This window comes from Mesorhizobium sp. M0633 (assembly GCF_040320645.1).
Lineage (GTDB): Bacteria > Pseudomonadota > Alphaproteobacteria > Rhizobiales > Rhizobiaceae > Mesorhizobium.
The window spans coordinates 1-26,157 of record NZ_JAMYQC010000055.1; the positions used below are offsets into that span (position 1 = coordinate 1).

At 61.0% G+C, this 26,157-nt stretch carries 25 protein-coding genes and 1 pseudogene; 15 read left to right on the forward strand and 11 right to left on the reverse strand.

Features of this window, described 5'->3' with window-relative positions:
- Window positions 1-290 precede the first annotated feature (290 nt).
- The gene (locus NKI47_RS32680; RefSeq protein WP_352449179.1) at window positions 291-458 is read right to left on the reverse strand and encodes a hypothetical protein; all 168 of its coding nucleotides are present in this window, start codon (window positions 456-458) and stop codon (window positions 291-293) included.
- Between the two features lie 70 nt (window positions 459-528).
- Window positions 529-2,205 (reverse strand): winged helix-turn-helix domain-containing tetratricopeptide repeat protein, encoded by a 1,677-nt coding sequence (locus NKI47_RS32685; RefSeq protein ID WP_352595549.1) that lies wholly within the window; start codon window positions 2,203-2,205, stop codon window positions 529-531.
- An 88-nt stretch (window positions 2,206-2,293) separates the two neighbouring features.
- On the opposite strand from NKI47_RS32685, the gene NKI47_RS32690 reads away from it, so the two are divergent.
- Window positions 2,294-2,602 (forward strand): hypothetical protein, encoded by a 309-nt coding sequence (locus tag NKI47_RS32690; RefSeq protein WP_156937426.1) that lies wholly within the window; start codon window positions 2,294-2,296, stop codon window positions 2,600-2,602.
- Window positions 2,603-2,623: 21 nt separating this feature from the next.
- Window positions 2,624-2,785 (forward strand): annotated as a pseudogene (locus tag NKI47_RS35300) (IS91 family transposase); the annotation flags it as partial.
- Window positions 2,786-3,095: 310 nt separating this feature from the next.
- On the opposite strand, the gene NKI47_RS32695 reads toward NKI47_RS35300, so the two are convergent.
- The gene (locus NKI47_RS32695) at window positions 3,096-3,302 is read right to left on the reverse strand and encodes a hypothetical protein (RefSeq protein WP_352595552.1); all 207 of its coding nucleotides are present in this window, start codon (window positions 3,300-3,302) and stop codon (window positions 3,096-3,098) included.
- 226 nt (window positions 3,303-3,528) lie between these two features.
- Here NKI47_RS32695 and NKI47_RS32700 point away from each other — a divergent pair, with 226 nt between their 5' ends.
- Window positions 3,529-5,115 carry a serine hydrolase gene (locus NKI47_RS32700; RefSeq protein WP_352595554.1) on the forward strand — a complete coding sequence of 529 codons (1,587 nt, stop codon included), beginning with the start codon at window positions 3,529-3,531 and terminating at the stop codon, window positions 5,113-5,115.
- 275 nt (window positions 5,116-5,390) lie between these two features.
- Here NKI47_RS32700 and NKI47_RS32705 read toward each other — a convergent pair whose 3' ends face one another.
- From NKI47_RS32705 to NKI47_RS32720, 4 genes are read right to left on the reverse strand one after another with little or no spacing between them, the layout of a single operon-like run.
- Entirely contained in the window at window positions 5,391-6,590 is a 1,200-nt protein-coding gene (locus NKI47_RS32705; protein ID WP_352595557.1) for a mandelate racemase/muconate lactonizing enzyme family protein, read from the reverse strand.
- 17 nt (window positions 6,591-6,607) lie between these two features.
- Window positions 6,608-7,969: a mandelate racemase/muconate lactonizing enzyme family protein gene (locus tag NKI47_RS32710; RefSeq protein ID WP_352595560.1), complete on the reverse strand. Its 1,362-nt coding sequence runs from the start codon at window positions 7,967-7,969 to the stop codon at window positions 6,608-6,610.
- A 56-nt stretch (window positions 7,970-8,025) separates the two neighbouring features.
- Window positions 8,026-9,192, reverse strand: coding sequence for a mandelate racemase/muconate lactonizing enzyme family protein (locus NKI47_RS32715; protein ID WP_352595562.1), 1,167 nt, complete (start codon window positions 9,190-9,192; stop codon window positions 8,026-8,028).
- 54 nt (window positions 9,193-9,246) lie between these two features.
- Window positions 9,247-9,957 (reverse strand): GntR family transcriptional regulator, encoded by a 711-nt coding sequence (locus tag NKI47_RS32720; protein ID WP_023679253.1) that lies wholly within the window; start codon window positions 9,955-9,957, stop codon window positions 9,247-9,249.
- A 208-nt stretch (window positions 9,958-10,165) separates the two neighbouring features.
- Here NKI47_RS32720 and NKI47_RS32725 point away from each other — a divergent pair, with 208 nt between their 5' ends.
- From NKI47_RS32725 to NKI47_RS32750, 6 genes are all read left to right on the forward strand, one after another.
- Complete coding sequence (locus tag NKI47_RS32725; RefSeq protein ID WP_352595565.1) at window positions 10,166-11,644, forward strand: ABC transporter substrate-binding protein; 1,479 nt, start codon at window positions 10,166-10,168, stop codon at window positions 11,642-11,644.
- A 76-nt stretch (window positions 11,645-11,720) separates the two neighbouring features.
- Window positions 11,721-12,680 (forward strand): carbohydrate ABC transporter permease, encoded by a 960-nt coding sequence (locus NKI47_RS32730; protein WP_352595568.1) that lies wholly within the window; start codon window positions 11,721-11,723, stop codon window positions 12,678-12,680.
- Window positions 12,677-13,567 carry a carbohydrate ABC transporter permease gene (locus NKI47_RS32735; protein ID WP_023679256.1) on the forward strand — a complete coding sequence of 297 codons (891 nt, stop codon included), beginning with the start codon at window positions 12,677-12,679 and terminating at the stop codon, window positions 13,565-13,567. The genes NKI47_RS32730 and NKI47_RS32735 overlap by 4 nt, the downstream gene beginning before the upstream one ends.
- Before the next feature lie 10 nt (window positions 13,568-13,577).
- On the forward strand, window positions 13,578-14,675 hold the full coding sequence (locus tag NKI47_RS32740; protein WP_352595570.1) for an ABC transporter ATP-binding protein: 1,098 nt from the start codon (window positions 13,578-13,580) through the stop codon (window positions 14,673-14,675).
- Between the two features lie 33 nt (window positions 14,676-14,708).
- Window positions 14,709-15,872, forward strand: a complete 1,164-nt coding sequence (locus NKI47_RS32745) for a mandelate racemase/muconate lactonizing enzyme family protein (protein WP_352595574.1) — start codon at window positions 14,709-14,711, stop codon at window positions 15,870-15,872.
- Window positions 15,873-15,894: 22 nt separating this feature from the next.
- Window positions 15,895-16,644, forward strand: a complete 750-nt coding sequence (locus tag NKI47_RS32750; protein ID WP_352595576.1) for a ribonuclease activity regulator RraA — start codon at window positions 15,895-15,897, stop codon at window positions 16,642-16,644.
- On the opposite strand, the gene NKI47_RS32755 is transcribed toward NKI47_RS32750, so the two are convergent.
- Genes NKI47_RS32755 through NKI47_RS32765 form a run of 3 tightly spaced genes read right to left on the reverse strand, consistent with a single transcriptional unit; the run spans window position 16,645 to window position 20,207 of the window.
- A complete protein-coding gene (locus NKI47_RS32755; protein ID WP_352595579.1) occupies window positions 16,645-17,466 on the reverse strand; it encodes an alpha/beta hydrolase in 822 nt (273 codons plus the stop codon).
- Window positions 17,467-17,474: 8 nt separating this feature from the next.
- On the reverse strand, window positions 17,475-18,962 hold the full coding sequence (locus NKI47_RS32760; RefSeq protein WP_352595580.1) for an NAD-dependent succinate-semialdehyde dehydrogenase: 1,488 nt from the start codon (window positions 18,960-18,962) through the stop codon (window positions 17,475-17,477).
- 18 nt (window positions 18,963-18,980) lie between these two features.
- Window positions 18,981-20,207: an iron-containing alcohol dehydrogenase gene (locus NKI47_RS32765; RefSeq protein ID WP_352595581.1), complete on the reverse strand. Its 1,227-nt coding sequence runs from the start codon at window positions 20,205-20,207 to the stop codon at window positions 18,981-18,983.
- Between the two features lie 332 nt (window positions 20,208-20,539).
- Between NKI47_RS32765 and NKI47_RS32770 the strand changes: the two genes are divergently transcribed.
- Both NKI47_RS32770 and NKI47_RS32775 read left to right on the forward strand, forming a co-directional pair.
- Complete coding sequence (locus tag NKI47_RS32770; protein WP_352595591.1) at window positions 20,540-21,232, forward strand: GntR family transcriptional regulator; 693 nt, start codon at window positions 20,540-20,542, stop codon at window positions 21,230-21,232.
- Window positions 21,233-21,383: 151 nt separating this feature from the next.
- Window positions 21,384-21,977 (forward strand): DJ-1/PfpI family protein, encoded by a 594-nt coding sequence (locus NKI47_RS32775; protein ID WP_352493019.1) that lies wholly within the window; start codon window positions 21,384-21,386, stop codon window positions 21,975-21,977.
- Between the two features lie 133 nt (window positions 21,978-22,110).
- On the opposite strand, the gene NKI47_RS32780 is transcribed toward NKI47_RS32775, so the two are convergent.
- Window positions 22,111-23,061 (reverse strand): GntR family transcriptional regulator, encoded by a 951-nt coding sequence (locus NKI47_RS32780; RefSeq protein WP_502897025.1) that lies wholly within the window; start codon window positions 23,059-23,061, stop codon window positions 22,111-22,113.
- A 120-nt stretch (window positions 23,062-23,181) separates the two neighbouring features.
- On the opposite strand from NKI47_RS32780, the gene NKI47_RS32785 reads away from it, so the two are divergent.
- The 4 genes from NKI47_RS32785 to NKI47_RS32800 all read left to right on the forward strand — a co-directional run bounded on the left by NKI47_RS32785 (window position 23,182) and on the right by NKI47_RS32800 (window position 26,024).
- Entirely contained in the window at window positions 23,182-23,436 is a 255-nt protein-coding gene (locus NKI47_RS32785) for a hypothetical protein (protein ID WP_352595583.1), read from the forward strand.
- A complete protein-coding gene (locus NKI47_RS32790; protein WP_352595585.1) occupies window positions 23,412-24,233 on the forward strand; it encodes an ABC transporter permease in 822 nt (273 codons plus the stop codon). The genes NKI47_RS32785 and NKI47_RS32790 overlap by 25 nt, the downstream gene beginning before the upstream one ends.
- Window positions 24,230-25,015 carry an ATP-binding cassette domain-containing protein gene (locus NKI47_RS32795; RefSeq protein WP_352595587.1) on the forward strand — a complete coding sequence of 262 codons (786 nt, stop codon included), beginning with the start codon at window positions 24,230-24,232 and terminating at the stop codon, window positions 25,013-25,015. Before NKI47_RS32790 ends, NKI47_RS32795 begins: the two co-directional genes overlap by 4 nt.
- Before the next feature lie 94 nt (window positions 25,016-25,109).
- A complete protein-coding gene (locus NKI47_RS32800; RefSeq protein WP_352595588.1) occupies window positions 25,110-26,024 on the forward strand; it encodes a sugar ABC transporter substrate-binding protein in 915 nt (304 codons plus the stop codon).
- The last annotated feature ends 133 nt before the right edge of the window (window positions 26,025-26,157 follow it).

Consider the following 26,157-nt stretch of genomic DNA (forward strand, 5'->3'; position numbering starts at 1 on the left):
ACCGAAATCTCCACCCCGCGGGTTCCTTCCCTGGAGGCTTCCGGACGCCGGCCTCGAGCCACGCCATCTCAGTAGACGGCCGGCATCCGAAACCCATCACAATGTCGGTCATCGAGCTCGCGTTCCCCAAAGCGGACGCAGCGGCATGCGTCGCCAGGATAGTAATTGCGGACGCAGCTGCCACTGGTTCAGGCGAGGCGGCAAGTAGACGACCAAGGTCAGTCCGGAATACCGGCACGGCGCAGGAGCGTGACAAGCTTATCGAGCACCTCCGCCTCCCTGTAGGGTTCCTAGCGACGAAAGACCTTGAGTGTGAAGCGCGGATGGGCCTGGCGCATTACCGCGATCGTCTCCGCGGCCGCATCAGGCTGGCCATCGGCCAGCCTGGCAAGTCGCAACATAAAACTGAGGAAATGAAGGTGTTTGGTACGCATCGGCGCCCTGAGCGTGAGGGCCACCAGCGCTCGTGGCCCACTTCAAGGGTCGTTTGCAGCCCATGACTTCTGCTGGGCCGCATACGGTCGGCCGTCACTCCGGCAACCCCGCGAACCGCATCTGCTTGATCCAGCGGTCGAGGCTTCCGGGTGCGGTCCAAATCTTGTCCCACTCCCTGCGTTCTTTACTGATGGATTCACTGGGAGTGTTCTGGAGGAAAACCGCAAGCGCTTCCTTTGCCTCTCGCTTGTTTCCTAGACAAGCGTGGATCCCCGCAAGCATGCGCTGTGCGCCGCTCGGGATCCTGGACATTTTCCGCATCGCAGCCAGCGCCGCCCCACAATCGTTCTTTTCCCAGAGCGCCCAGCCCATCTGCCAGTGAAACCAGTCAGGGTGGAAGGGATCGATGCCTTTGGCCTGCTCGATCCGATCGATCGCTTCGTCGGCGCGGCCAACATACAGCAGCACGTTCGTACTCATGACGAGGATATGCGAGTTGCTCGGGTTCAAGGCGATCGCCTGATCGTACTGGGCAAGGGCCTGCTCGACCTCTCCGGCTTCGGTGTGGATGCTGGCGCGGACCTCATGCGCTTCTGCGTCATCAGGAGCGAGCAGGATGGCCTTGTCGGCGTATTTGGCAGCGAGTTTCAACGCCTCGTTCCGGTTGTGTTCCTGCGCGTGCCACCCGAATACCGCGTCATTGCGACAGTACCAGGCCAGCCCGATATAGCCGAACTGGGAGTTCGGATCCTCTTCGATCGCCTTGAGGCTGAACTGCCTTAACAGCTCGTTCCCCTCGGCTGAGATATCCTCTCCGATCTTGGCCCTCCCCATCAGGTAATAGCGGAGCGCGCTGACCTGCGCGGCATCGCTCTGTGGCAACGGTCGCTCGATCCTTATTCCGACCCGATCCGCAAGCGTGCGGATGATTTCCTCCTGGACGACGAAAAGATCGCCAATCTCCCGGTTGTAGGAGTTGGCCCAGACATGTGATCCGTCATGCGCATTCAGCAACTGGGCGGACACTTTCAGCCGGTCTCCGATCTTCTGCTGGCTGCCTTCGAGCAGGTAGTCGACGCCGAGTTCATCTCCAATCTGTCTGGCGTCGATCGGCTTACCGCGGTACCTGAAGCTCGAGTTCCGGGCGATGACGGCATAAGTCTTGCTCCGCGCCAGCTCGGTGATGATCCCCTCGGCAACGGCATCGCTGAGATATCCCTTGTCCGCACCTGCACTCATGTCGTCGAAGGGAAGGATCGCAATCCTGGGCATGTCGCTCGAACGAACGGGAGCGGCTCGCCAGGCTTCCGCGCCGTAGTATGCGCCGATCGCTGCCGCAAGGAGAGCGAGTGCAGCAAGAATGAAGCCGCGCTGCGAGAATCGGGTCCTGGCACGTTCCGTGCCGGCTGCGGCGTTTGGGTCCGCCGCGTCCGATAGATCGGCGTTCAGTCGGTAGCCTCTCTTTGGGACGGTTTCCACCATCACGTGCGCGTCGTCCCCCAACGCGCGGCGAATATCGGCAATGCATTGAGTGAGGCTGTCGCCGGTCACGAAGGTATCGGGCCAAACCGCCTGCATCAGAGCATCCTTGGACACGATTTCGCCCGGTCGCGCCGCGAGCACCGAGAGCACCTCGGCGGACTGGCTGCGAAGATTGACCGCTTTGCCTTCGACGGTTCGGAGTTCTTTGCTTTTGGTCAGGAAGACGAAACCGCGGAACGTGATCGTTTCAGCAGATTTCAGCTCAATTTCAGGGGCCGTTCGGGACATTTCACCTTCCTGGCGCGCTTCCTAGTCTAGCCCATTCGGCTTTCGCCTCCAAGCGACCCCAGCAGCACCGGATGAAACGGAGGACGACATGAATCGCACCAAGCTCATCATCGCTCTGGCTCTTCTCTTGGCAGTGCCAACGGCTGCGAAAGCAGATCCTCAATCTCTAAATGCAACCGCGCATGTAATTTCTCTTGTATTTATCGATGGCCGCATCGATGAACGCCGAGAACAAAAATCTTTCGACACGATCAAAACCTGCCTCGCATGGAAGCACCAGGGGGAATTTCTTCCGCCGCAACCGGGTTCTTTTGCTTCTTTCACGTACTGTGAGCTAACTAACGTTGGTCCTGCTCGGACGGCCAGTATCTTCCAACTTACCCAGGAGGGTCAGTGAGGGCGATCCTCGACTGCCCCTGCCGCGCCGCCCGACGACGGCGACCCCGACGAACCGGACGACTTCCGCCCGCCGTGCCCGTGCTGCGGCGGCCGCATGATCGTCATCGAGCTGTTTGAACGGTGGAGGCAACCGCGCGGACCACCACACGGCTCCCGGTCGACCGGGAGCAGCACGCCATGACCCGGCATGGAATGGTTCAGCCTTCAGCTGCAGGCACTCAGCCTCCGGCAACGGATCGACGCACGTCCATGATGATCCTCGATGCTGAAGAGGTCGCGTCCAGCTGCCGACCAAGCCGACAACACCGCGCGGGGGCGCAACGAAGCGGTCTGTCCGCATTCACCCCAGCGCTTCCCGACGGCGGTCACGCCATCGCCGACGTCTTCCGAAATCCGAAATAGCCATCGTCTGCGGCCCGCGGGTTCCTTCCTCGGGGACTTTCGTACGCCTGCCGGCGCCCGAAACTCTTCACGTGAGCCGAACGGCTGCTTTAACTGGTCCCGCGGCAATAACCGGACGGACAGCAAACGTGCGCCGTGCCGTAGGCAAGATCGGTGAAGACGAAGCGTCCGGGCCTCTCGGCCATCGGACCCCGTGCAGCAGGGCATAGGGCCTCGCGATGGGCCATATAGTTGGCTTCGATGACTTTCTGGTTGGCGGCCAGCCCGTTGGCGAACAACTTGTGATCGGATGCCATTTGCCGCTCGGGCTTGGAAAGTTGACGTTCTCCCGCGCAGTCCCATCCAATTGCCGGGCGCGTAGGTAACGCGGCTACTTCACCAGGTCCCGAAATCACATGACACGCAGCCGCCGTCTCTGTCTGATCTTTGAACTTAAACGTATCAGTAGAAAATAGCTGTAACCATCTTTCATCTTGCCGCGTATGGTCCGATCATCTGCCGGTGCAAGTTTGAGGACATGCAATGAAGAAGGTCGCTGCTCTCCTGGTACTTTCCCTCGTTATCATGCTGCCCGCCATGGCAGTCGCGCAGTCCTACCTGCCGGAGCTTGGGCCATCGCCGCCGCAGGATGCTACGCAGCTGTACCCCGGCGGCGTCGAGAAGGCGCTGGCCGCGCTGCCGGACATCGTCAAGAAAGTCAAGGAAGCATCCGACGTTCCCGGCTTCGCCGTGGCGGTGGTGCATGGCGGCAAAATGATCTTTGACGAGGGCTATGGCCTTCGCGACAACCGGGACGACACTTCTAAGGTCAGCAGCACCACCATTTTCCAGGTCGCCTCGGTGTCGAAGTCGATCTCGGCCACGGTGGCCGCGATCGCCATGACGAAGGACCACAGCTTCGATTGGGATACCCCGGTCGGCGAGGTCTGGGACGGCTTCCGCCTCAATCTCGACTATGCCTCGAGCAACGCCACCATCGGCGATTTCTTCGCCCATCGCTCGGGCCTGCCGATGGCGGCGGGCGACGAACTCGAGGATCTCGGCTTCCAGCGCAAGCAGATCGTCGGGAGCCTGTGGATGGTGCCGCTCGATCCCTTCCGCATCTCCTATCACTACGCCAATTTCGGCACGACGATCGGCGCCGAGGCAGTGGCCCACGCCGAGAAACAGCCTTGGGAGCCGCTGGCCAAGAGCCTGTTGTTCGATCCGCTCGGCATGCGCTCGAGCAGCTATCGGCACGAGGACTTCATTGCCGCCGGCAAGAACCGCGCCCTGCTGCATGCGCGCGTGGCGGAGAATGTGTTCGAGCCGCTCTATGACCGCGACCCCGACCAGCAGGCGCCGGCGGGCGGCGTCTCCTCCAGCGCCCAGGATCTTGCCAAGTGGATGATCCTGCTGCTTGGCGACGGCACCTATAACGGCCAGCCCATGATCGACCCGAAGATCCTGCAGCCCGCCATCACACCGCAGAGCGTGACCTACCGCGGCGAGACGCCCGATACGCGGGCCAGCTCTTATGGCTATGGCTTCAACGTGGGGGTGAACGCCAATGGGCGCACCACCATGGGCCATTCCGGCGCCTTCCTGCTCGGCGCCGGCACCACCTTCCAGATCTTGCCCTCGGCCGATGTCGGCATCGTCGTGCTCACCAACGGCTCCCCCGTCGGCGCCGCCGAGGCGGTCGCCGCCAGCTTCATGGACATCGTGCAATATGGCCAGGTCACTCGCGACTGGTATCCCTACATCAAGCCGCGGTTCATGGGCTACTACAAGCCGGTGGGCGACCTCGCCGGCAAGGACAAGCCGACGAACCCCGCCAAGGCGCGCAGTCCATCCTTCTACGAGGGCCAATATACGAGCAACTATTTCGACACCGCCACCGTGCGGGCCGATGGCGACAAGCTGATGCTCGAACTTGGCCCCAAGCCCATGCAGTTCACGCTCGAACACTGGGACGGCGACACCTACGCCCTCACGCCCCGCGGAGAGAACGCGCCAACCGGCTCGCTGTCATCGGTGAAGTTCGTCGGTTCCCCCGGCGGCATTCGCGCGCATGTGATGACGGTGGACTATCTCAATGAGAACGGGTTGGGGCATTTTCAGAGGTAGGGGTGGAGGCGTCCGGTGCTTCATACACCCCATGCCGTCGAAAAGGCGAACCGGCCGTCTGCAAGGTGATGCCTGAGATGGCGGATTTGTGACGGTTCGCTTCCGGGCATGGAAATCAGGAAGCCGGCATTTGCTCGGGAGCTTCCGACAAGCTACGTCGGCTTTTGGCCAGCCGCTGATCCGAAGCAGACCGACGGCTCCAGGCCCCGAAACGGTCATTCTGGATGCCAATTTGCGTGAAGCGGTCCGCATGGTGCAGGTGGCGCAAGCATGGTTCAGTCGAAGAAGCCTGCATCCTCTTCCCGGAGATACTTCCTGGCTGCTTCGGCGTCGATATCGAGGCCCAGCCCCGGCGCTTCCAGCAGGTCCACCATGCTGTCCTTCACGATCTGCGACGGCAGGCCGATTACGAGGTCCTCCCACCAGGGGTCGGAGGCGCTCGGGTATTCGAAGGCAATGTAGTTGGCGGGCAGCGTGGCGCAGACATTGATCAGCGCGCCGAGGCCTAAAAGGCCGTTCGCGGTGCCGTGCGGTGCCATCAGGATCGAGTGCATACAGGCGTGCTCGGCGACCCATTTGAGCTCGGCAATGCCGCCAATATCGGCCGGATCGGGGCCGATGACGCGCACCGCCTGCGTTTCGATCAGCTCCTTGAAATTGTGCCGCAGGTATATCTGCTCGCCGGTATGAATTGGCGTCGAGGTGGCGGTGGTCAGCTCCCGATAGGCCTGCGGATTGACCCACGGCACATAGTCGCCGGTCAGCATGTCCTCGAGCCACATCAAATTGTACTTCTCGACCGCGCGAGCGAACTTGATCGCATCGGGCAGCATCCAGCCCGGGCCGCAGTCGAGCGCCAGGCTGACCTTGTCGCCCAGCACTTCCTTCATCGCGATCACGCAGTCGAGCATGTGGTTGAAACCGCGCTCGCTGATGACGCCCTGATCCATGGCACCGTGGTAGCCGGCCTTCTTCTGCGTCACGCCGTAATGGAAGTCCTCGATGGTGTCCTTCATGTTGGAGTGGAACGAGATCCCTTGCTTGATCATGAAGAAATTCTGCGGCTGCTCCATCATCCATTTCACGTTAGCGGCGTAATCCTCCGGCCGGTCCCCCGTTCGCTTCTGGCGGACCGAGCCGTTATAGACGCGCACCTTGTCGCGCACCTTGCCGCCGAGCAGTTTGTAGGCCGGCACGCCTGCGGCCTTGCCGGCTATGTCCCACAGCGCATGCTCGATAGCGCTTACCGCCGCGCCATAGGGCTTGAAAGAGCCGCGTTGGCGGATCTTCAGCATCACCCGCTCGACGTCGGTAGGGTCCTCGCCGATCAGCGCCTCACGGAAATGCAGCACCCAAGGCTTGAGATAGGTCTTGGTGAACTCGACTTCGCCAAGGCCATAGAGGCCCTCGTCGGTAACGATGCGGACGATGGGATGTTTGCCGATGACGGCGCAGCGGAGATCGGTGATCTTCATCTTCGGTTCTTTTCGCCTCAGCTCCAGGTGCGGTCCCAGGAATACTCGTTGTCCCAAAGATCCGTAGGCTGCCAGATGCCGGTGACACCCGGCTGCAGATGCTTCGAGATCACCTCGTCGACGACATCGTCAATCCCCAGACCCGGTCTGTCCGGAACAGTGATAAAGCCGTCCTTCACGAGCGGCTTGGAAACGCCGGCGACGATATCGTCCCACCAGTCGACATCGGCAGAGTGGTATTCGAGCGCCATGAAGTTTTCGGTCGCGGTCGCGACATGTGCCGCGGCCATTGCGGCGATTGGACTTTCGGCCATATGGATGGCCATTGCGACGCCGTGGTCCTGGGCCATGTCGCCGATCTTCTTGGTCTCGAGGATGCCCCCGCTGGTGAGCAGGTCCGGGTGGATAATGGAGAGGCCGCCGCTCTTGAGCAGAGGCTCGAAGCCTTCCTTAAGGTAGATGTCCTCGCCGGTGCAGATCGGCACCGTCGTGGCGGCCTGCAGTTGCCGGAACTGCTCGGTGTACTGCCATGGGATCACATCCTCGAGCCAGGCCGGCACGTATTTTTCAATCCGCCTGGCGAGCCGAATGCCGTTCTGCAGCGAGATGTGGCCGACATGGTCAATGGCGAGCGGAATATCCATGCCGATAACATCGCGAACCTCGGCAATGTACTGTTCAAGCAGGTCGAGGCCCTTGTCGGAAAAGTGGAGGCCGGTAAACGGATGGGGGACGTTATGCAAATCGTAAGCGGCATTGCGGGCGCGCCGCTCCTCCATGGTCTTGACCGGGCCGCGGCCGGGATGGATGCGGTACCCTTCAAGTGAACCGGCAGGGGAGACGACCGCACCGGGTACATCCGCGATCTGCATCAGCCCCAGATCCATCTTGAGGAAGGTGAAGCCGAGCGCCATGCGCTGCTTGAGGCGCTTGCCGGTCTCGGTGCCGCTCGGGACGGTAGCGTCGGTGTCGCAATAGACGCGCACCTTCTCCCGAAACCGGCCGCCGAGCATCTGGTAGATGGGAACGCCATAGGCCTTGCCGGCGAGATCCCACAACGCGATCTCGACCGCCGAGACGCCGCCGCCTTGCCGGCCGTGGCCACCGAACTGCTTGATCCGGCGAAACAGGCGGTCGATGTCGCAAGGGTTCTCGCCAAGCAGCCGGCTCTTCAGCATCAGCGCGTAGGTGGCACTGGCGCCGTCGCGCACCTCGCCAAGCCCGACGATGCCCTGGTTGGTGTAAATCTTGAGCAGGGTTGAGGTGAACGGCGCGCCGACGATTTCGGCTACCCGCATGTCGGTGATGCGAAGCTGGGATGGCTTGGAGTTCGCGTTTACCCGATTGAGCGCTTCGTCGGCGCCACCTGTCTTTGCCATGACTTATCCTCGTTTTCGGCTTGTCGTCCCGCACCCTGGGCCGGCATAGAGTGTTGCTAGCCCAGCTCAATCTCGTGGGCCTGCAGGTAGTCGCGGTCCATCTCAATACCGAGACCAGGCTTCGACGTCAGCTTGAGGCTGCCGTTCGAAATGTCGAGTGGTCTGTCGATCAGGTGATCGTATTTGCCCAGGTTCCACTCCGATGTTTCGAGTTTGTAGAAATTGGGAACGGTCATCATCACCTGCGCTCCCGCAACCACGTTGATCGGTCCCGCGGCGTCATGTGGCGAGACCGGCACGTAGTAGGCTTCACATAGCGCAGCAATCTTCTTGAGTTCGGTAATGCCGCCGGTCCAGGTAACGTCGGGCATGATGTAATCAGCGAGCCTGTTCTCGAGTACCGGCACGAAATCCCACTTCGTGTGGCCGCGCTCGCCCCACGAGATGGCGGTATTGACCTTCTCACGCACCTGCTTGAGGGCGTTAAGGCTCTCGGGCGGGCAGGGCTCCTCAAACCAGTCGATCTGGCCGGCCTCCTCGAGGCTCCGACAGAGGCGAATGGCGGTGGGGACGTCGAAGCGGCCGTGCGCATCGATGAGAATGTCGACATCGGGTCCTGCCGTTTCGCGGATCAGAGCCGTGAGTTCGGCGGCTTCGCGCTCGTCCTTGCGGGTCATGCTGCCATCGAGGTAGCCGTCTCGCTGTTCGCGGGGCAGGCCATCGGCGCTGCGGCCCTGGTGGGGGTAGGGATCGAACTTGAGCGCAGTGTGTCCGGACTCGACAATGTCTAGAATTTCGCGGACCACAGCCTCCTTGCTGGTGAATTTGGCCTGGTTGGGATGGGTGTAGAGCGCGATTTCATCGCGTACCGGCCCGCCAAGCAGCTCGTAAATCGGCTTGCCGAGGACTTTGCCCCGGATGTCCCAGAGGGCAATATCGATGGCGCTCACGCATTCGACGGCGGCGCCGCGGCTTCCCATGTAGGTGAAGCCGCGGAAGATCTTGTGCCAGAGATGCTCGATACGCGCGGGATTCTCACCTGTCACGGCGACGCCGATCTGCCGCAGGATCGTGCAGAGAGCGCGGTTGGCGAGCCTTGTCGTGGTGGTGATCTCTCCCCAGCCACTCACTCCCTCGTCGGTCGTCACTTCGACGAACAGGAACTCTCCCCAGTAGGAAGCATCGGACTTGATCAGCCACGGCCGAATGCTCGTGATTTTCATCTCAACGACCTTTGCCTGAAAATGGTCAGCTAACGATGTTCTGGACTGGACATTCTATCCGGCCCGAGCGGCGTTGCGCGCTCGCATCTGTTCGAGAATATGCCGGCCCGAACCCTCGACATGGCGGGAAACGAGTTCGGCCGCCTTGTCGGCCTCTCCCGCCTTCACAAGCGCGATGAGTTCGCGGTGCTCGCGCATGATCGCGGCACGTCGCGCCAGCGTGAAATTGAAACGACGGCTCACGGCTCGCAGCACTTCGCGATGCTTCCACCAAAGCTCGGCGGCGTGGCGGTTGTAGTGCCGCTGGTACATCACGGTGTGGAAAGCGGTATCCAGCTCACTATGCCTGAATGTGTCGGCGAAATTGTTCTCTTCGATCAGGCCTTGGAGACGTTCGAGTTCGGCGATGTCCTCGCCGGTCGCCATATTCACAAACCATCGTGTCAGGGCTGGCTCGATCAGAACACCGATCTCGTAGATATCCCGGACAAAATCCTGATCAATGGGTCGGACGCGCGCCCCGCGGTTGGCGACAAAGGTGACAAACCCTTCGCCGCGCAACAACTGCAGGGCCTCGCGCACAGGATTGGTCGAGGTGCCGTGACGCCGGGCGAGATCGGTGACGACAAGCCGTTCGTTGGCGGCGAGCCGTCCCTCGATGATGTCTTCCCGGATCAATTCATAAAGCGAGGCGCCCTCGCTGGAGGCCCCGATGGGATCGGTCCCCACCGGTGGCATCGCTTTGAAATCGCTTATTTCGGCCAAGGCCGGCTCCCCAATTTAATACATACCTTGCCCGATATCACACACGGCTTTCGCAAACAATGTACGATTCTGCGCGTTGACAGGCAATCCATGATCTGAAAACGTACCAAGTGATCGAGAGGATACACTGAGTTGAAAGAGGCATCCTCGCGATCGCAACGAGCAAGGACCGCTTTAGGGCGGCATGGGAGAACCAGGGAGGATACCTATGACGAGAATTGCGCTCGGCAGTGCCGTCCTGCGCGGCACTGTCGCCACTGCTTTGATGGCATCCCTGACGTCTACATCGGCGCTGGGTGCACCGCCGGTCGACCTGAGCAAGTGGTCGCCGGAATATGTGCGCTCCATCGCCGGCACACAGGATTTTGACACGGCTGCCGATTGCGCCAAGGTTATCCCGCTCGACTACAAGGGGCGACTGACTTTCTGGTATCAGGGCGTGTTCGAGGGTGACCCCGACCTCCTGCGCCAGTACTACAAGGATTTCTTCGAGACCTTCCGCAAAACCTATCCGAACATCCAGCTCGAGGAACAAGCCCTCACCTATAACGACCTTCTCGACAAGTTCCGCACGGCGCTCCTGGGCAATGCCGCGCCGATGGCGGTCCGCCTGCAAATCCTGGGTGGTACCGAGTTCGCCTCAAAGGGCTATCTGCAGCCGCTCAAGCCCGAGGATGTGGGGTATTCGACCGAGGATTTCTGGCCCGGCGCCATGAAGGCCGTGACCTGGGAGGGCGTGACCTACGGCATTCCGACCAACAACGAGACGATGGCGTTCATCTGGAACGCCGACATCTTCAAGCGTGCGGGCCTCGATCCGGACAAGGCTCCGGCAACCTGGGACGATGTCGTCAAATATTCCAAGCAGATCCACGACAAGCTCGGCATTGCCGGCTACGGCCTCGTGGCGCGCAAGAATGCCGGCAATACGCCGTACCGCTTCATGCCACAGCTGTGGGCCTATGGCGGCGGCGTCTTCGACGAAGCCACCGCGAATCCGACCTATGAGCAGGTCCAGCTCGATAGCCCGCAGAGCAAGGCGGCGCTGCAAGCCTCCTACGACATGTATGTTCGCGACAAGTCGGTTCCGGTTTCGGCGCTCACCAACCAGCAGGCCGATAACCAGCCCCTGTTCGTCGCCGGCCAGCTCGGCATGATGATCTCGCACCCGTCCGATTACAACGTCATGCTCGACCTGCAGAAAAAGGCGACGGGCACCGACAAGGACAAGGCGCAGACGGTCATCGACAATATGCGCTACGGCCTGATTCCAACTGGCCCCGACGGCAAGCGCGCCGTCGTGTTCGGCGGCTCGAACATTCACATCCTGAAGCCCGAATATGTCGAGGGCGGCAAGGTAGATGAGCCTGCTGCAAAGGCTATCATCTGCATGTGGACGAGCCCTGAGTGGTCGCTGAAGATGGCCTACGCGGGATCAAACCCGGGCAACCTCAACGGCTTCAAAACCAAGTGGATGAAGGAACGTCTGGACAACATCAAGTTCCTGGATGTCACGACCTCGATGCTGCCATACGGCATTCCGTTCCCAGCGCTGCCGCAGGCCCCCGAGATCATGAACATCATCATCCCGGACATGCTGCAGAATGCCCTGACCGGAGCGATGACCGTCGACGAGGCAGCGGACGACGCGGCCAAGAAGGTAAAAGACCTGATGGGCGGACTCTAGTCCAGGCCGGACCTACGACTGACGCCTGCGCCGCTGGCGCAGCCGCCGCGTTCCGAAGAAAAAGGGCACGCCACAAGTGACGATCGTGACCGGCAAGGCCGAGGCTCGCCGAAGAGTGCAACCCGGTTGGTCCGGCGCGCTGCGGAAGATCTGGGAGCATGGCGCCGACTACGCGTACGTGCTCCCAGCGATCGCCGTAATGCTCATCGTCATCGCCTATCCGATCTACTACACGGTCGAGCTGTCGTTCTTTAAGACACCGCCTGGCCTGCAACTCCGCGACAAGACCTTCATCGGCTTCGACAACTACACGACGATCCTCACCAGTCAGGTGTTCTGGAAGGTCACCTGGAACACACTGATCTGGACGCTGGGGTCCACTTTCATCTCCTTTGTCCTGGGGTTTGCCACAGCGCTGGCGCTCCACCGCGAGTTCATCGGCCGTGGTGTCCTGCGCGCTATCCTGATCATCCCTTGGGTCATCAGCGCCGTCGCCGCCTCCTACATCTGGAAGTGGATCTACCATTCGGACTTCGGGATCATCGGCGCGGTGCTGGTCGGCCTTGGATTGGCCGCCCAGCCGCCGAATTTCATCGACAATGTCAGCACGGTGCTGCCCTCCCTGATCGTCGTCAATATCTGGCGCGAGTTTCCGTTTGCCATGATCATGATGATGGCCGGCCTGCAGACAGTCCCCGACCAATTGCTGCGCGCCGCAAAAGTCGATGGTGCCAATGCATGGCAGCGCTTTTGGCACGTCACCTTCCCGCACTTGCGCAACGTCTCGGTGGTGACGATGCTGCTGCTCGCGGTGGCCAACTTCAATTCCTTCATCATCCCCTGGATCATGACCGGCGGCGGGCCGTCGAACGCATCGCATATCTGGATAACCCACATTTATGAGCTCGCCTTCGGACGGCAGCGCTGGGGCGTGGCATCGGCCTATTCGGTGCTCCTGTTCCTCACGCTGATGACGCTGGGCTACTTCTACGTCCGTGCGTTAAGCGGCAACGAGCCGAAAGAGGGGAGCGCATGAGCACGATTGCCGAGACAGCCCCTCGAGCCCAGACCCGTCGCCGCATGCGCGTCGACGGATGGCGGTGGGCCGGGCGCATATTCCTCGTGTTCATGCTGCTTTATACCGCGTTGCCGATGATCTGGATGCTGATCACCTCGATCAAGTCAGGATTCGCGGCGACGCAATTCCCGCCGCAATGGTGGCCGGACGAACCTACCCTCGCCAGCTATCAGAAACTGCTCGATCCGCAGAACAGCGTCGGCCAGGACTTCCTCCGCTTCTTCTGGAACAGCCTTTTCGTGTCGACCGTCACGACAATCCTTTCGGTGATCGTGGCTGTCCCAGCGGCCTACGCGTTTTCGCGCTTCAGTTTCCCCGGCCGGAATTTCCTGTTCTTTGCCGTGCTGCTGCGCAATATGTTCCCGGCGGTGATCTTTCTCGTGCCACTCTTCATCCTGATGCGCGCGATCGGTCTGATAAACACGCATGGCTCACTGATACTCACCTATCTCACCTTTGGCCTGCCGCTGGCGATCTGGCTGCTCAAGGGCTTTTACGACAATATCCCGGTGCAGCTTGAGCAGGCGGCGCGCATCGATGGCGCAACACGGTTCCAGGCCTTCATCATGATCGTGATGCCGCTCTCGACGCCGGGGATCATCGCCACCGCAATCTATTCCTTCATCGGCGCGTGGAACGAGTACATCTACGCCTACACCTTCCTCTCCAAGAACGAGCAGTTGACCCTGCCGGTCGGCATCCAACGCTTCTTCTCGGAAAATACGACGGACTTTCCGGGCCTGATGGCGGCCAGCTTCATGATGAGTGTGCCCGTCGTGGTGCTGTTCCTGGTCCTGCAACGATACTTCGTACGCGCCCTTACAGAAGGCGCGGTCAAGCACTAGGGAGTTGCCGATGGCCCACGTGGTCCTCCAAGATCTCGTCAAGAGCTATGGCAGCTTCAAAGCTGTCAACCACGTTTCGCTGACGGTCAATGACGGCGAGTTCGTCGCGCTCGTCGGCCCTTCAGGCTGCGGCAAGACAACCACGCTCAATCTCGTCGCTGGGCTGACCCCGATCACATCGGGCGACATCATTATCGGCGAGCGCGTGGTCAACGATCTCGACCCCAAGGACCGGGACATCGCAATGGTGTTCCAGAACTACGCGCTCTACCCGCAGAAATCGGTCTACAAGAACCTGGCGTTCCCGCTTCAGATGCGCAAACTCCCCAGGGACGAGATCGACAAGAAGGTCAAGGAAGCGGCGCGAGTGCTCGACATGACGCACCTGCTCGAGCGCAAGCCGCGCGAACTTTCGGGCGGGCAGCAGCAGCGTGTGGCTCTTGGCCGTGCCCTCGTTCGCGACCCCGCCGTGTTCCTCATGGACGAGCCACTGTCTAACCTCGATGCCAAACTGCGTGTGCAGATGCGGTCGGAGATCAAGCGTTTCCACCAGGACCTCAAGGCGACGATCATCTATGTGACGCACGACCAGCTCGAAGCCGTGACCATGGCTGACAAGATGGCGGTGATGAATGGCGGCTACCTGCAGCAATACGATTCACCGGCGCAGGTCTTTGCCCATCCGGTGAACATGTTCGTGGCCAGCTTCATCGGCAGCCCGGCGATGAGCCTTATTCCGTTAGAGGCCTCGACGGCAAACGGCAACACGGTGTTGACCGGCGCCGAGGGCTGGCGCCTTGAGCTCTCGCCGCGCAATGCCCAGAAGGTGGCGAAAGCGACGACCCGGAAAGTCGTGCTCGGCGCACGTCACTCGACGATCAAGCTCCACAAGAGTGCGGTGCCAGGCAGCGTCCCGGCCAAGGCCTATACGGTGGAGCCGACCGGAGACGTCACCTTCGTTCAGGCGTTCCTGTCCGGCGCCATCGTCAACGTCAGCGTGCCGCCAAACATTGCCGTCGCGCCCGACGAGCAGATCTGGCTCGAGTTCGACCAGGAGCGGATGCATCTGTTCGATGGCGAAACTGAAATGGCCCTCAAGGCCAACTGAGATAGGGCGAATGCGCGTGAAACGTGGGCGTGGATGACTGAGAAGCTTAAGATCACCGCGATCAAGCCCTATCCGGTGTGGGTAGGAACGCGCAACCAGATGCTCGTCAAGGTCGAGACCGACCAGGGCATCTTCGGTTGGGGCGAGAGCGGCTTGAGCGGTCGCGAGAGGGCCGTGGCCGGCGCGGTCGAGCACTATCGCGAGTTTCTCATCGGCCGCGACCCGATGCAGATCGGGCGGATCTGGCAGGAGATTTACCGCAGCCAGTACTTCGAAGGCGGGCGAGTCCTTCAGGCGGCGATTTCCGCCATCGACATCGCCCTTCACGACATCAAGGGCAAGGCGCTGGGCGTGCCGGTCTACGAGCTGCTGGGCGGCAAGCAGCGCGACCGCATTCCCACCTTTGCCTCGACCGGCGACGAGGCCGAGGGCGACGTTGCCATCGAACGGGCCCGCGAACTTCGCGCGCAGGGGTGGCAGGCGATCCGCTTCTTCCCCTTCGGGCAAAACAGCAAGGACATCTTCGAGCCGCGCGAGTCCATCGGCGCTACCGCGGGTATGCTGAACAACGCGCGCGAGGCGCTGGGCAGCGACGTGGTCCTCGGCCTCGACTATCATCATCGGCTGTCGGTGGCAGAGGCGGCGAGCTTCTGCAACAAGCTCGGTCGCGGCGTGCTTGATTTCCTCGAGGAGCCGATACGGGCCGAAACGCCGGAGGCCTATGAATCGCTGCGCACGATGACCGAAATCCCCTTTGCCATAGGCGAGGAATTTGCCAGCAAGTGGCAGTTCCTGCCCTACATTGAGCGCGGCATCCATCAGTTCAACCGGATCGATGTTTGCAATGTCGGCGGGCTCACCGAGGCGATGAAAATCGCTGGCTGGAGCGAGGCGCATTATGTGGACCTGATGCCGCACAATCCCCTTGGTCCAGTGTGCACGGCCGCGACCGTGCATCTCGCTGCCGCGGTACCCAACTTCGCGTGGCTCGAGACCAGGGCACCCGAAACAAAGCTGGGCTTTGACAATTCCGACTTCTTTCCCGTGCAACCACGGCTCGACGGGACCGATTACCCGGTCAGCGATCTGCCGGGGCTCGGCGTCGAGGTCAACGAAGTTGCGGTCCAGGCGCAGAGTTTGCGTTTCTGGGAAGCGCCTCACCTTAAGCGCCGCGACGGTTCTGTTACGAACTGGTAGTTCCATTCAATCGGAGTCCACAATGACGCATACTTCCGACATCATGCGGCCGCCTAAAGACCTGATCGACGCGCTAAGGGAGATCGGCGCCGCGACGGTAGCTGGCACGCTTGGCCACATGGGCTTCCGCAATCCGCACATGGTTGGTCCGGTGGCGCAAAACCACGGGAAGTCGATCGTCGGGCCGGCGCTGACGCTGCAGTTCCTGCCGCAGCGGCCGGACCTCTTCACCGAAGGAGAATATGCCGATCCGGAGACGCAGCTGCACCGACACGTGCTCTATCACGCGCAGGAGGGCGATGTGGTCGTGGTCGACGCGCGCGGCGATATGAGCTCGGGCGTCTTCGGCGATATGATGTCGACGTATTTCAAGGGCAGGGGCGGGGCGGGTATCGTCATCGATGGGTGCATGCGCGACCGGCCCAATGTCGAAAAGCTCAATCTGCCCCTATGGCTGCGCGGCTGGACGCCAAACTATCATGTGCAGACCAGCATCTATCCCAATGCCGTCAACGTTCCGATTGCCTGCGGCGGTGTCACGGTGATCCCCGGCGATATCATTGTCGCCGACGACGACGGGGTGGTGGTGCTTCCCGTCGTGATGGCCCCGAAGGTGATCGAAGAATCACAAAAGCATCATGATTGGGAGGAATTCTCACGAGTGAAGCTCATGGAGGGCGGCCCGTTGCAACGTTACTATCCGCTGCATGACGATGCCCGCGGGGAGTACGAGGAGTGGCGCAAAACAAATCGCCTGGAGAACCCGAGTTAGTCAGCAGGCCTTGGCGATCAGTTTTGCCAGGCAATCGGCAGCCCCGGTCCCCGGCACGCCGAGATCTCTGACACTGTCCATGTGGTTGCGGTTCGGGAGCACATGCGACGTTACCAACGATCCCTGCCGCAGCAAGCTTGCCTTGAATCGATCGGCTTGCTGATGGAAGGGTGGCGTCTCATTGGCTCCGACCAGAACCGCCGCCTTGGTTTGAGGATCATGCCGACAGGCGAGCGGCGTGAACATGGCGACTTCCTCGTCGGTTATTCCAATCTCGTTGGCGAGAAAGGAATCCTGGAGCGGCTTCAAATCGTAAAGCCCGCTCAACAGAAGGGCTGCCTTCACATTCGAGGGGGTATGCTCGCCCTCGAACAGAAACGTTGCAAGATGGGCTCCTGCCGAATGACCACTGACGGTCAGGGCCGCCGGGCTTCCGCCATGATCGGCGATGTTGGCCAGGACCCACTGCTTGGCCCGGCGCACCTGGTCGACGATCCTCGCCATTCGGACCTTGGGCATCAGAGCATAATCAAGGATGACGGCAATGGCCCCGGCCTGGGTAATCGTCGTCGCCATATATGAACAGTCGCGCTTGGAGAACATTCTCCAGTAGCCGCCATGGACAAAGATGTGCACCGGAAGCGCCGTTCTTTTGCCCGCGGGAAAGAACAGGTCCATGGTCTCGGTCGGATCCGGTCCGTAGGCCACGTCAGCGGTCATCGCAATGGTGGCGCGGGCGACCTCGCTGCGATCAACGAAGTCCTGCACGATTTGATCAAAATCCGCGACGTGGTCGCGGATGCGAAAGGGATCGCCTTGCATTCTTCTGCTCACATGCTGATGGCGAGGTATTTCGCCTGCATGAATTCCGCAATGCCGTGATGCTGCCCTCCCTCGCGGCCGAGCCCGCTCTGCTTGACGCCGCCGAAGGGGGCTGCCGGATCGGACATCAGCCCGCGGTTGAGAGCAATCATCCCGGCCTCGATCCGCGAGGCCACCCGCATGCCGCGCGCCAGATCGCGCGTGTAGATGTAGGCAGCAAGCCCATATTCGGTGTCATTGGCGCGCGCGATGACCTCGGCCTCCGTTTCGAAGCTGGAGATTGGCGCCACCGGCCCGAATATCTCCTCATGCGCCATCTTTGCGTCGCCCGGCACGTCGCGAAGCACTGTCGGAGGGTAGAAGAAACCACGTCCGGACAGGACTGAGCCGCCGCACAAGACCCGCGCGCCGCGTGTGACCGCGTCGACGACAAGGCGGTCTATCTTCTCGATCGCCTTTTTCGTGATCATAGGCCCGCATTCCGTGTCCGGGTCGGTGCCGGCGCCGACCTTGAGCGACGACATCCGCTTCTCGAGGCCCTCGGAGAAGGCTTCGTAGATGGCAGATTGGACGTAGAGGCGGTTTGCGGCCGTGCAGGCCTCGCCGGCGTTGCGCATCTTGGCCACCATTGCGCCATCGAGCGCCGCTTCGAGATCGGCGTCGTCGAACACAATGAACGGTGCGTTGCCGCCGAGTTCCATGGAACACGAGATCACATGCCTAGCAGCCTCTGCCAGCAGAGCGCGACCCACACAGGTCGAACCGGTGAAGGAGAGTTTGCGCACCCGCGGATCGGCCAGCATGGCGGCTGTCAAAGACCCGGGACTGGAGGTTGTCAGGACGTTGACCACCCCTGGTGGAACGCCCGCGTCCTGGTAGAGCGCGGCCAGCGCGTAGGCGGTAAGCGGGGTCTCACTGGCCGGCTTCAGGATCACCGTGCATCCAGCGGCAAGTGCCGGCGCGATCTTGCGCGTCGCCATCGCGGCAGGAAAATTCCAGGGCGTGATCAGGATGCATATGCCGATCGGTTCGTAGTCGACCACAATCCGATTGGTGCCGGAAGGCGCAGTACCGAATTCACCGGTAATGCGAACGGCCTCCTCGGCATTCCAACGGAAAAATTCCGCGGCGTAAGCGATCTCGCCGCGGGCATCCCGCAGGGCCTTGCCGTTTTCCAATGCGATGAGAGTTGCCAGTGCCTCCGATCGGTCCGTCATCAGCTCAAAGCAGCGTCTGAGGATCTCGGAACGCTTTCGCGGCGACGTTGTCCGCCAGCCATCGGCTGCTTTGGCAGCGGCGTCAACGGCGGCGGCCGCGTCCTCCAACGTCGCATCGGGTACGGCCGCGATGATGGCTTCCGTCGACGGATCAATGACCGGAATTACCCTGCCATCCGCGGACTGGCGCCATTGGCCGCCAATATACAGCCCGTGCGAGATTGTGTGGAAATCGCTGATGCCCTGATCGTCAGCCAGAACCTGTGAAAACGTGTTCATCTCGATGTTCCCGATTGTTTACATGACGCAGCTGGCGAGGTCGCCGTCAAAGGCGGCCTGGACCAGACGTCGCATGGACCTCAAATCGAATGGCCGCGGATTGTTCTTGATGAGGCGCTCGATACCGATCGCCTGTTCCGCCGTCCAATCGAGCTTGTCGGCAGGCAGCCCCAGCTCGGCCAACGTGGGGGTGATCCCGATTGCCCCAAACAGCCGACTAACCTCGCCAATGGTCGCGTCGGCCAACTCTTCGGGCGTCCGGCCTGTTCCATCGAGGCAGAGCGCGTTGGCGATCTCGGCCATCTCGGTCGCTGCGGCTGTTCTGTTGTACTTCATGACGAATGGCAGCATGGTGGCGACACCCAATCCGTGAGGGGTGTGGGTTATCGCGCCAACCGGATATTGCACGGCGTGCGCTGCCGCTGTGCCGGCCGTCCCGAACGCGCAGCCGGCTGCAAGTGCACCCATCATGACGTCGGCCCGGGCGTCCTCGTCAGAGGGCCGGCGGTATGCCGTTTCAAGGCTTCGGCCAAGCAGCTCGATCGCCAGCAGGGCGAAGTGATCGGTCAAGGCGGTTTTGCCGATAAAGACATGGTTCTGCGGAAGGCCGGGATCGGTCCCACGCCTGGCGGCGGTGAAGGCCTCGATTGCATGCGTCAGCGCATCGGCACCTGCCATTGCCGTCAATCCCGGCGGGCATGTCATCGTCAACTCAGGGTCGCAGATAGCCGCGGCCGCGATCAGATACGGACTGGAGATGCCGACCTTCAGCGTGCGATCCGGATCCGAGATCACGGCAACCGGGGTGACTTCAGAGCCGGTGCCGGCTGTCGTCGGCACCGCGATCAGCGGCAGCGTCGGGCCGGGCACCTTGAACTCGCCGTAGTAATCCTGGAGCTGACCGCCGTGACTGATGAGCAACGCGGCGCATTTCGCCATGTCGAGACAACTGCCGCCGCCAATGCCGATCACCACGTCGGGCGCGAACTTCCGTGCTTCCTCGACGCAGACGGCAACGGTGTCCCGAGGAACGTCGGGCAGCACACGATCATGCACCAGTACGTCTATCGAGGCGGCTCGCAGCCCAGTGACAATCTCTGCGAACGGGCCCGTTGCGGCAAAACGTTCATCGGTGCAGACGAGTGCGCGACGCCCGAGCCTCGCCGCGACAACCGGAATGACGTGGCGTTGGCCCTTCCCGAAGAGGATTTCGCGCGGCAGCCTTAGGGCAGCGAAAAGGCTCATGACCTGCATCCTGTGATGATGTCTGGATTGGAATGCGAGATGGTGTTCAACTCGGCCCAAAGGCCGGGTTCGATGTAAAACCCGTCTCGCAACGCGTTTGCGTATCGACGTGCCGAACCATCGCCCGCAACGCTGGCGGTCCGTTCAGCAGGTGAGGAAGCACGGGCTGCCAGGGCGGCACGCTGTTCCAGCAGGGCCACTGCAAATTCGATTGCTTTGTCTCCTAGCTGCCGCAAATGATATCCTCTATAAAATCGTATAGGATATAGGATTGCGTTGGCCGGAGCATCGTGTTAGCAACTCAATGTGTCAAGAGGCAAAACATGCACGCCATGAACTTACCCAGTCTAGACGAAGCGAACCTCGCCGGCGGGCGTATCCAGCGCTCCAGCAGCCTGGTTGAGGACGTCTACGAAGTGATCTTTGCGCAACTCATGTCCCTGAAGATTGCGCCGGGCTCGCGCATCACCGTCGACAGCCTGGTCAAGGAATTCAACGTATCCCACACGCCGATCCGCGAGGCGCTCGGCCGGCTCGAAGGCGAAGGCCTGGTGCTGAAGACGCATCTGATCGGTTACCGCGCTGCGCCGCAGATTACGAAACGACGGTTCGATGAACTCTACGAGCTTCGCCTGCTGCTCGAGCCTCATGGTGCAGCCAAGGCAGCGGTGCTCATGGACGAGGTAAAGCTCGCACAGCTTCAGACATCGGCCGGCGTCATGGCGCGCCGTGAGGGCAAGGACGAGCGCCTGCGGTATTCCAACTTCGCCCGCCAGGATGCCATTTTCCATGACAAGGTTATGGAATTCGCCAACAACGAACTCGCGCGCGAGACACTGGCGCACCAGCATACCCACTTCCACATATTCCGCCTGATGTTCCATTCGCGCGTCACCGAGGAGGCGCTTGACGAGCATGAGGCCATCCTGGCCGCTTTCGCTGCGGCCGATCCTGCCGCTGCCGAGCAGGCGATGCGTCGCCATATCGAGCATTCCCGCGACCGTTTGTTGTTGGCGTTCGACTGAGACTGTCCCGATGTCCCCGTACCCGCCGTTGACGGTCATCACGCAGGCCAGAGCCAACGAAGACTACTTCCCCGATTCACCCTTCTAGAAACTCAAACCTGCCAGGCGAGTCCAGGTCTCGCCCGGCCGTTGTCACAGGAAAGGAAGTACCATGCCAGGCAAAAAGATCCTGATGCTGACCGGTGAATTCACCGAGGAATACGAAATCTTCGTCTACCAGCAGGCGATGGAAGCGGTGGGCCACACCGTGCACGTCGTGTGCCCAGACAAAAGCGCCGGAGACCTGATCAAAACATCGCTGCACGATTTCGAGGGCGATCAAACCTACACCGAAAAGCTCGGCCACTATGCGCTGATCAACAAGACCTTCTCCGACGCTGAGAAGCAGCTGGAGCAATACCACGCCGTTTACTGCGCCGGCGGTCGTGGCCCCGAATACATCCGCACCGACAAGCGCGTGCAGGCGATGGTGCGCCACTTCCACGAAACCAAGAAGCCGATCTTCACGATCTGCCACGGCGTGCAGATCCTGATTGCGGTGGACGGCGTCGTGCGTGGCAAGAAGGTCGGCGCACTGGCGGCTTGCGAGCCCGAAGTGACGCTTGCGGGCGGCACCTATATCGACCTGTCTCCAACGGAGGCATATGTGGATGGCACGATGGTTTCGGCAAAGGGCTGGACGGCCCTTGCAGCGTTCATCCGCGAATGCCTGAAGGTGCTGGGAACCGAAATCCGCCACGCTTAGACCTTCTTCCGACGCATCTCAAAGGGGTGCGTCGGTTCCCTTCTGGAAGGGGAACTTGTCACCGCCAGTTCGGCCCGGATCATAAAACGCCTGCATCACGCTGAGTTTGCCTCCCATGGGCGGAGGTCTTTCGTTATGCATTGATGCTCGTTTCATCAAATGCCGTAAGCGAACGCATCAGTGTTTCCCTCGCTGAGGCCAGATGCGCTCGGCAGGCCACCTGAATCCGAGTGGAGTTGCGGCTCTCAAGCGCATCGATATAGGCAATGTGTTCGTGGATTGCGGCAAGGTTGCGCTGCTTTTCGTCCTGCTTGTTCCACTGATAGTGATAGTGGAAAATGAACGTGATGATGTCGTAGAAATCATCGATGAAGCGGTTCGGTGAGGCCTCGTTTATGAGCCGGTGAAACCGGTTGTCCAAGCCGGAGAAGTCGTGAAAACGGCCTTCAATTCGCTCCAGCAGGTCGGCATGCGCCATCTTGAGCGCGGCGAGTTTCGACCATAGCGGAGAACTGTCCGGCTGCAGTGAAAACAGTTGTGCCGAACGCAGTTCGAACATCACCCGGATCTCGAAGAGCTCAAGTGCAAAGTCTTCGGTGAAACCCTTGAAAAGCCAGCCTGTATTCGGCCTTTTCTCGATCAGTCCAAACCGGCTGAAGCGGATCAGGAATTCGCGAATTCCATTGGTCGCAACACCGAATTGGCGTGCAAGCTCAAGCTCATTGATGCTGGTTCCGGGCCTGGTGTCACCCCGCAGCATCCACTCCATGAACTGTTGTTCGACATGCTTGGCGCGAGGCGTGGTTTCGGCGTCCGGATAGTAGTCGTTGTCGCTGACCTGGCGGCCCGTCGACCTGAGGCCGTTGCGCTCGGTGACAAGTTCGCGGTTAACAAGTTCTCGCAAAACCTTTCGGACGGTTGTGCGGCTGACGCACATTCGCCGTCTAAGCTCATTTTCGGAAGGAAGTTCACCGGCCAGTTGCCCGTCGTGCAGCATATTTGCAGCTCGATTGAAGGCCTCTTGTAGACGGTGTCGGTTCTCATCGGATTTTCCTTTGGAACAATACCTTGTCCTTTTTAGCATGAACTTTATCCATAAAAAACAACTTGACCCGCCTCGGTCGGTTGTTTTTTATCGATAAGAAGAGGCACGAATTGAGTGTTTGACGACGTGGCTCGCACAAGCTGCGGCGGGGAGGGGAATTTGCCTGAAACGGGAAACAGCGGCACGACTGTCGGCGAGGCCACTTTGCCAGCATCCAGGAAGCCAGACGCCGTCCCCGGCCTTGCGCTCGGCCTGATGCTGCTGATCGCTGGTCCGGTCGTCATCCTGGTGCTGCTGATCGCCGTCCTCAGCTTTCTGTCGCCCTATTTCCTGACAGGTCGCAATCTCGGCAACATCCTGGCCAGACCGCCGTTATCTCGGTTGTCGCGATGGGTCAGCATCTGGTCATCCTGACACGCGGCATCGATCTCTCCGTCGGTTCGAACCTTGCACTGGCTTCCGTCGTCGGCGCGCTGAGCTTTCATGCCGGCGCCCCCGCCACCGTTGTGATCGCGGTGATGGTTGGCTGCGGCGCCACGGTCGGCGCCATCAACGGGCTCTTCTATGTCTTCGGCCGACTGCCGCATCCTTTCATCATCACGCTGGCAACATTGAGCATCGCCAAGGGATTGGCGCTGCAACTGGCCGATGGCCGCGCCATCCCTGGCATGCCGGATTCGATCGATGCGCTTGGCCGCGACTCGGTCTGGGGTCTGCCTGGATCAGTTTTCGTTGTTGCCGGTGTTGCCGCGATGCTTTTCGTCATGGCTAAAACCATGGTCTGGGGGCGCTGGATTTATGCCGTTGGCGGCCGGCCCGACGCCGCATTGCGCATGGGTATTCCCGTGTCCTGGGTCCTGGTTTCGGTCTATGTCATCTCAGGGCTGTGCGCCGGCATCGGTTCAGTCATCCTTGCCGGCCGCACGGACGCCGGTTCGCCGTTGTTCGGCAATCTGCTGGAACTGGATACGATCGCGGCGGTGATCATTGGCGGCGCCAGTTTTCTTGGTGGTCGGGGCCACCTCGGCCATGCCTTGATCGGCGCCATCATGATCGGCGTTATCCGCAACGCGCTCAACCTGCTCAACGTCAATGTCTTTTTCCAGCTCATCGTCATCGGCGTGGTCATCGTCATAGCGGTCGAGTCCGACGTGCTGCGCAATTACCTCGAAGGGCGTGTGCGTGTCCTGCAAGCCGGGAGGCAGTCATGAGCGCCGTTGCGGCCAACGCCGATCATGCGGTCACCGCGGACAATCCCGTGCTGGCGGTACTCGGTGCTACCAAGCGTTTCGGTTCAGTTCTGGCGCTGGACGATGTTAGCATCGAGGTGCGGCGAGGCGAGATCGTCGGCCTGCTCGGCGACAATGGCGCGGGCAAATCGACGCTAACCAAATGCATCAGCGGGGTGCACCAACTCGATGCCGGCGCGATCTTTTTGGATGGTGCGCCAACGCAGATACGCTCCCCTGCGGATGCGCGCTTCGCCGGCATCGAGACCGTCTATCAGGACCTGGCGCTGTTCGACAATCTGACACCGGGACAGAACTTCTTTGCCGGTCGCGAGTTAGCTGGCCCGCAATGGCTTCCGCGCGGCCTGCGATTTCTACAGCAGCGCCGAATGGACGCCGAGACCCGCGCTCTGTTGGTGAATCTCAAGGTCACGTTGCCGCGGCTGGATGCCGTCGTCGCCATGATGTCGGGTGGACAAAGACAAGCCGTTGCCGTGGCCCGCTCGACCGTGTTCGCCCGCAAGGTTGTCATTCTGGATGAGCCGACCGCCGCACTCGGCCTGCGTGAATCACGCCAGGTGCTCAATCTGGTTGCTGCGCTCCGCGACCAGGGCAATGCCGTCATCCTGATCACTCACAACATGGAACACGTCGTCGAACTCGCCGATCGCGCGGTGGTGCTTCGCCAGGGCCGCAGGGTCGGCGAACTGGTGCCGACCAAGGACAACAAACAGGAGCTGGTTTCCATGATCGTTGGAGCCTGACCCGTTCGAAATTTGGGGACCTTTCCGGTCCGCAAATGCCTGAAGCGTCTCCCGCCGGGAGGCGTTTCAATTCCAAGGGAGGAATAAAATGCCAATGAACCGAAAACTGTTCGCAGGGCTGGCGATCGCCGTTGCGTTTTCCGTGCCGGCTTCGGCCGCAGACAAGATCAAGGTCGGCCTGATTACGAAATTCCCGGTGCCGTTCTACTCGACCCTGGAGGACGCTGCCAAGAAATATGCGGCCGCTCATCCGGAGATCGAACTGGTCACAGGCCAGGGCCAGGCGGCTACCGACATTGAAGGCCAGATCGCTCTGATCGAATCCATGATCACGCAGGGCGTCAAGGGGCTTGCAATCACCCCGGTCGACCCGACGGTCGCGCCGGCGCTCGACAAGGCGGTGGCCGCCGGCATTAAGGTGGTTCTCGTCGACAACAGCATCCCCAACTGGAAAGGCCAGACTGCGTTGGTATCGACCAACAACCTCAATGGCGGCAAGATCGCCGGAGAATACCTCAAGACGGTGCTCAAGAGCGGTGACAAGATCGGTATCCTGCAAGGCGTTCCCGGCGTGCCGGCTCTGGACGACCGGGTCACGGGCATGATGGAGGGACTGGGCGACGTCAAGGTCGATGTCGTGGGCAAAGGTGCAACCAACTGCACGCTGGAGCTTGGTACGTCAGTGACCGAAGACATCCTGACCGCCAATCCCGATCTCAAGGCAATCTACTCGGCCTGCGGCCCGCCGATCCCTGGCGCCGTCAAGTCGATCAGCAATGCCGGTATTGCCAACGACAACCTCATAGTGGTCGGCTTCGACGCCTGCTGCGGAGAGATCGAAGCGATCAAGTCGGGAGCGGAGGACGCCAGCGTAGCTCAATTTCCCGCGAAAATGGGTGAGCTTGGCATCGACACTGTCGTCAAGGCCATCCGTGGCGAATCCGTCGACGCCAATGTGGATACCGGCGCCGGACTGGTGACGCTGCAGAACGTCAAGGACTTCGAGTGATCCACCAGTGGTGGGGGGGGGGGGGGGGCCGGGCCCCGGCCAGCCGGGGCGCCCCGTGGGGATGGGGGGTGTTAAAAAAATTGGCCCCCCCACCAAAAAGGGGGGGGGGCCGCGCCCCGCGGGGGGGGGGGTT

Excerpts from the sequence above, each read along its gene's own strand:
- NKI47_RS32685 (WP_352595549.1), bottom strand. The coding sequence starts at position 2,205 with ATGTCCCGAACGGCCCCTGAAATTGAGCTGAAATCTGCTGAAACGATC.
- NKI47_RS32690 (WP_156937426.1), top strand. The coding sequence starts at position 2,294 with ATGAATCGCACCAAGCTCATCATCGCTCTGGCTCTTCTCTTGGCAGTG.
- NKI47_RS32695 (WP_352595552.1), bottom strand. The coding sequence starts at position 3,302 with ATGGCATCCGATCACAAGTTGTTCGCCAACGGGCTGGCCGCCAACCAG.
- NKI47_RS32700 (WP_352595554.1), top strand. The coding sequence starts at position 3,529 with ATGAAGAAGGTCGCTGCTCTCCTGGTACTTTCCCTCGTTATCATGCTG.
- NKI47_RS32705 (WP_352595557.1), bottom strand. The coding sequence starts at position 6,590 with ATGAAGATCACCGATCTCCGCTGCGCCGTCATCGGCAAACATCCCATC.
- NKI47_RS32710 (WP_352595560.1), bottom strand. The coding sequence starts at position 7,969 with ATGGCAAAGACAGGTGGCGCCGACGAAGCGCTCAATCGGGTAAACGCG.
- NKI47_RS32715 (WP_352595562.1), bottom strand. The coding sequence starts at position 9,192 with ATGAAAATCACGAGCATTCGGCCGTGGCTGATCAAGTCCGATGCTTCC.
- NKI47_RS32725 (WP_352595565.1), top strand. The coding sequence starts at position 10,166 with ATGACGAGAATTGCGCTCGGCAGTGCCGTCCTGCGCGGCACTGTCGCC.
- NKI47_RS32735 (WP_023679256.1), top strand. The coding sequence starts at position 12,677 with ATGAGCACGATTGCCGAGACAGCCCCTCGAGCCCAGACCCGTCGCCGC.
- NKI47_RS32740 (WP_352595570.1), top strand. The coding sequence starts at position 13,578 with ATGGCCCACGTGGTCCTCCAAGATCTCGTCAAGAGCTATGGCAGCTTC.
- NKI47_RS32745 (WP_352595574.1), top strand. The coding sequence starts at position 14,709 with ATGACTGAGAAGCTTAAGATCACCGCGATCAAGCCCTATCCGGTGTGG.
- NKI47_RS32750 (WP_352595576.1), top strand. The coding sequence starts at position 15,895 with ATGACGCATACTTCCGACATCATGCGGCCGCCTAAAGACCTGATCGAC.
- NKI47_RS32755 (WP_352595579.1), bottom strand. The coding sequence starts at position 17,466 with ATGCAAGGCGATCCCTTTCGCATCCGCGACCACGTCGCGGATTTTGAT.
- NKI47_RS32760 (WP_352595580.1), bottom strand. The coding sequence starts at position 18,962 with ATGAACACGTTTTCACAGGTTCTGGCTGACGATCAGGGCATCAGCGAT.
- NKI47_RS32765 (WP_352595581.1), bottom strand. The coding sequence starts at position 20,207 with ATGAGCCTTTTCGCTGCCCTAAGGCTGCCGCGCGAAATCCTCTTCGGG.
- NKI47_RS32770 (WP_352595591.1), top strand. The coding sequence starts at position 20,540 with ATGAACTTACCCAGTCTAGACGAAGCGAACCTCGCCGGCGGGCGTATC.
- NKI47_RS32775 (WP_352493019.1), top strand. The coding sequence starts at position 21,384 with ATGCCAGGCAAAAAGATCCTGATGCTGACCGGTGAATTCACCGAGGAA.
- NKI47_RS32780 (WP_502897025.1), bottom strand. The coding sequence starts at position 23,061 with ATGCTAAAAAGGACAAGGTATTGTTCCAAAGGAAAATCCGATGAGAAC.
- NKI47_RS32790 (WP_352595585.1), top strand. The coding sequence starts at position 23,412 with ATGGGTCAGCATCTGGTCATCCTGACACGCGGCATCGATCTCTCCGTC.
- NKI47_RS32795 (WP_352595587.1), top strand. The coding sequence starts at position 24,230 with ATGAGCGCCGTTGCGGCCAACGCCGATCATGCGGTCACCGCGGACAAT.
- NKI47_RS32800 (WP_352595588.1), top strand. The coding sequence starts at position 25,110 with ATGAACCGAAAACTGTTCGCAGGGCTGGCGATCGCCGTTGCGTTTTCC.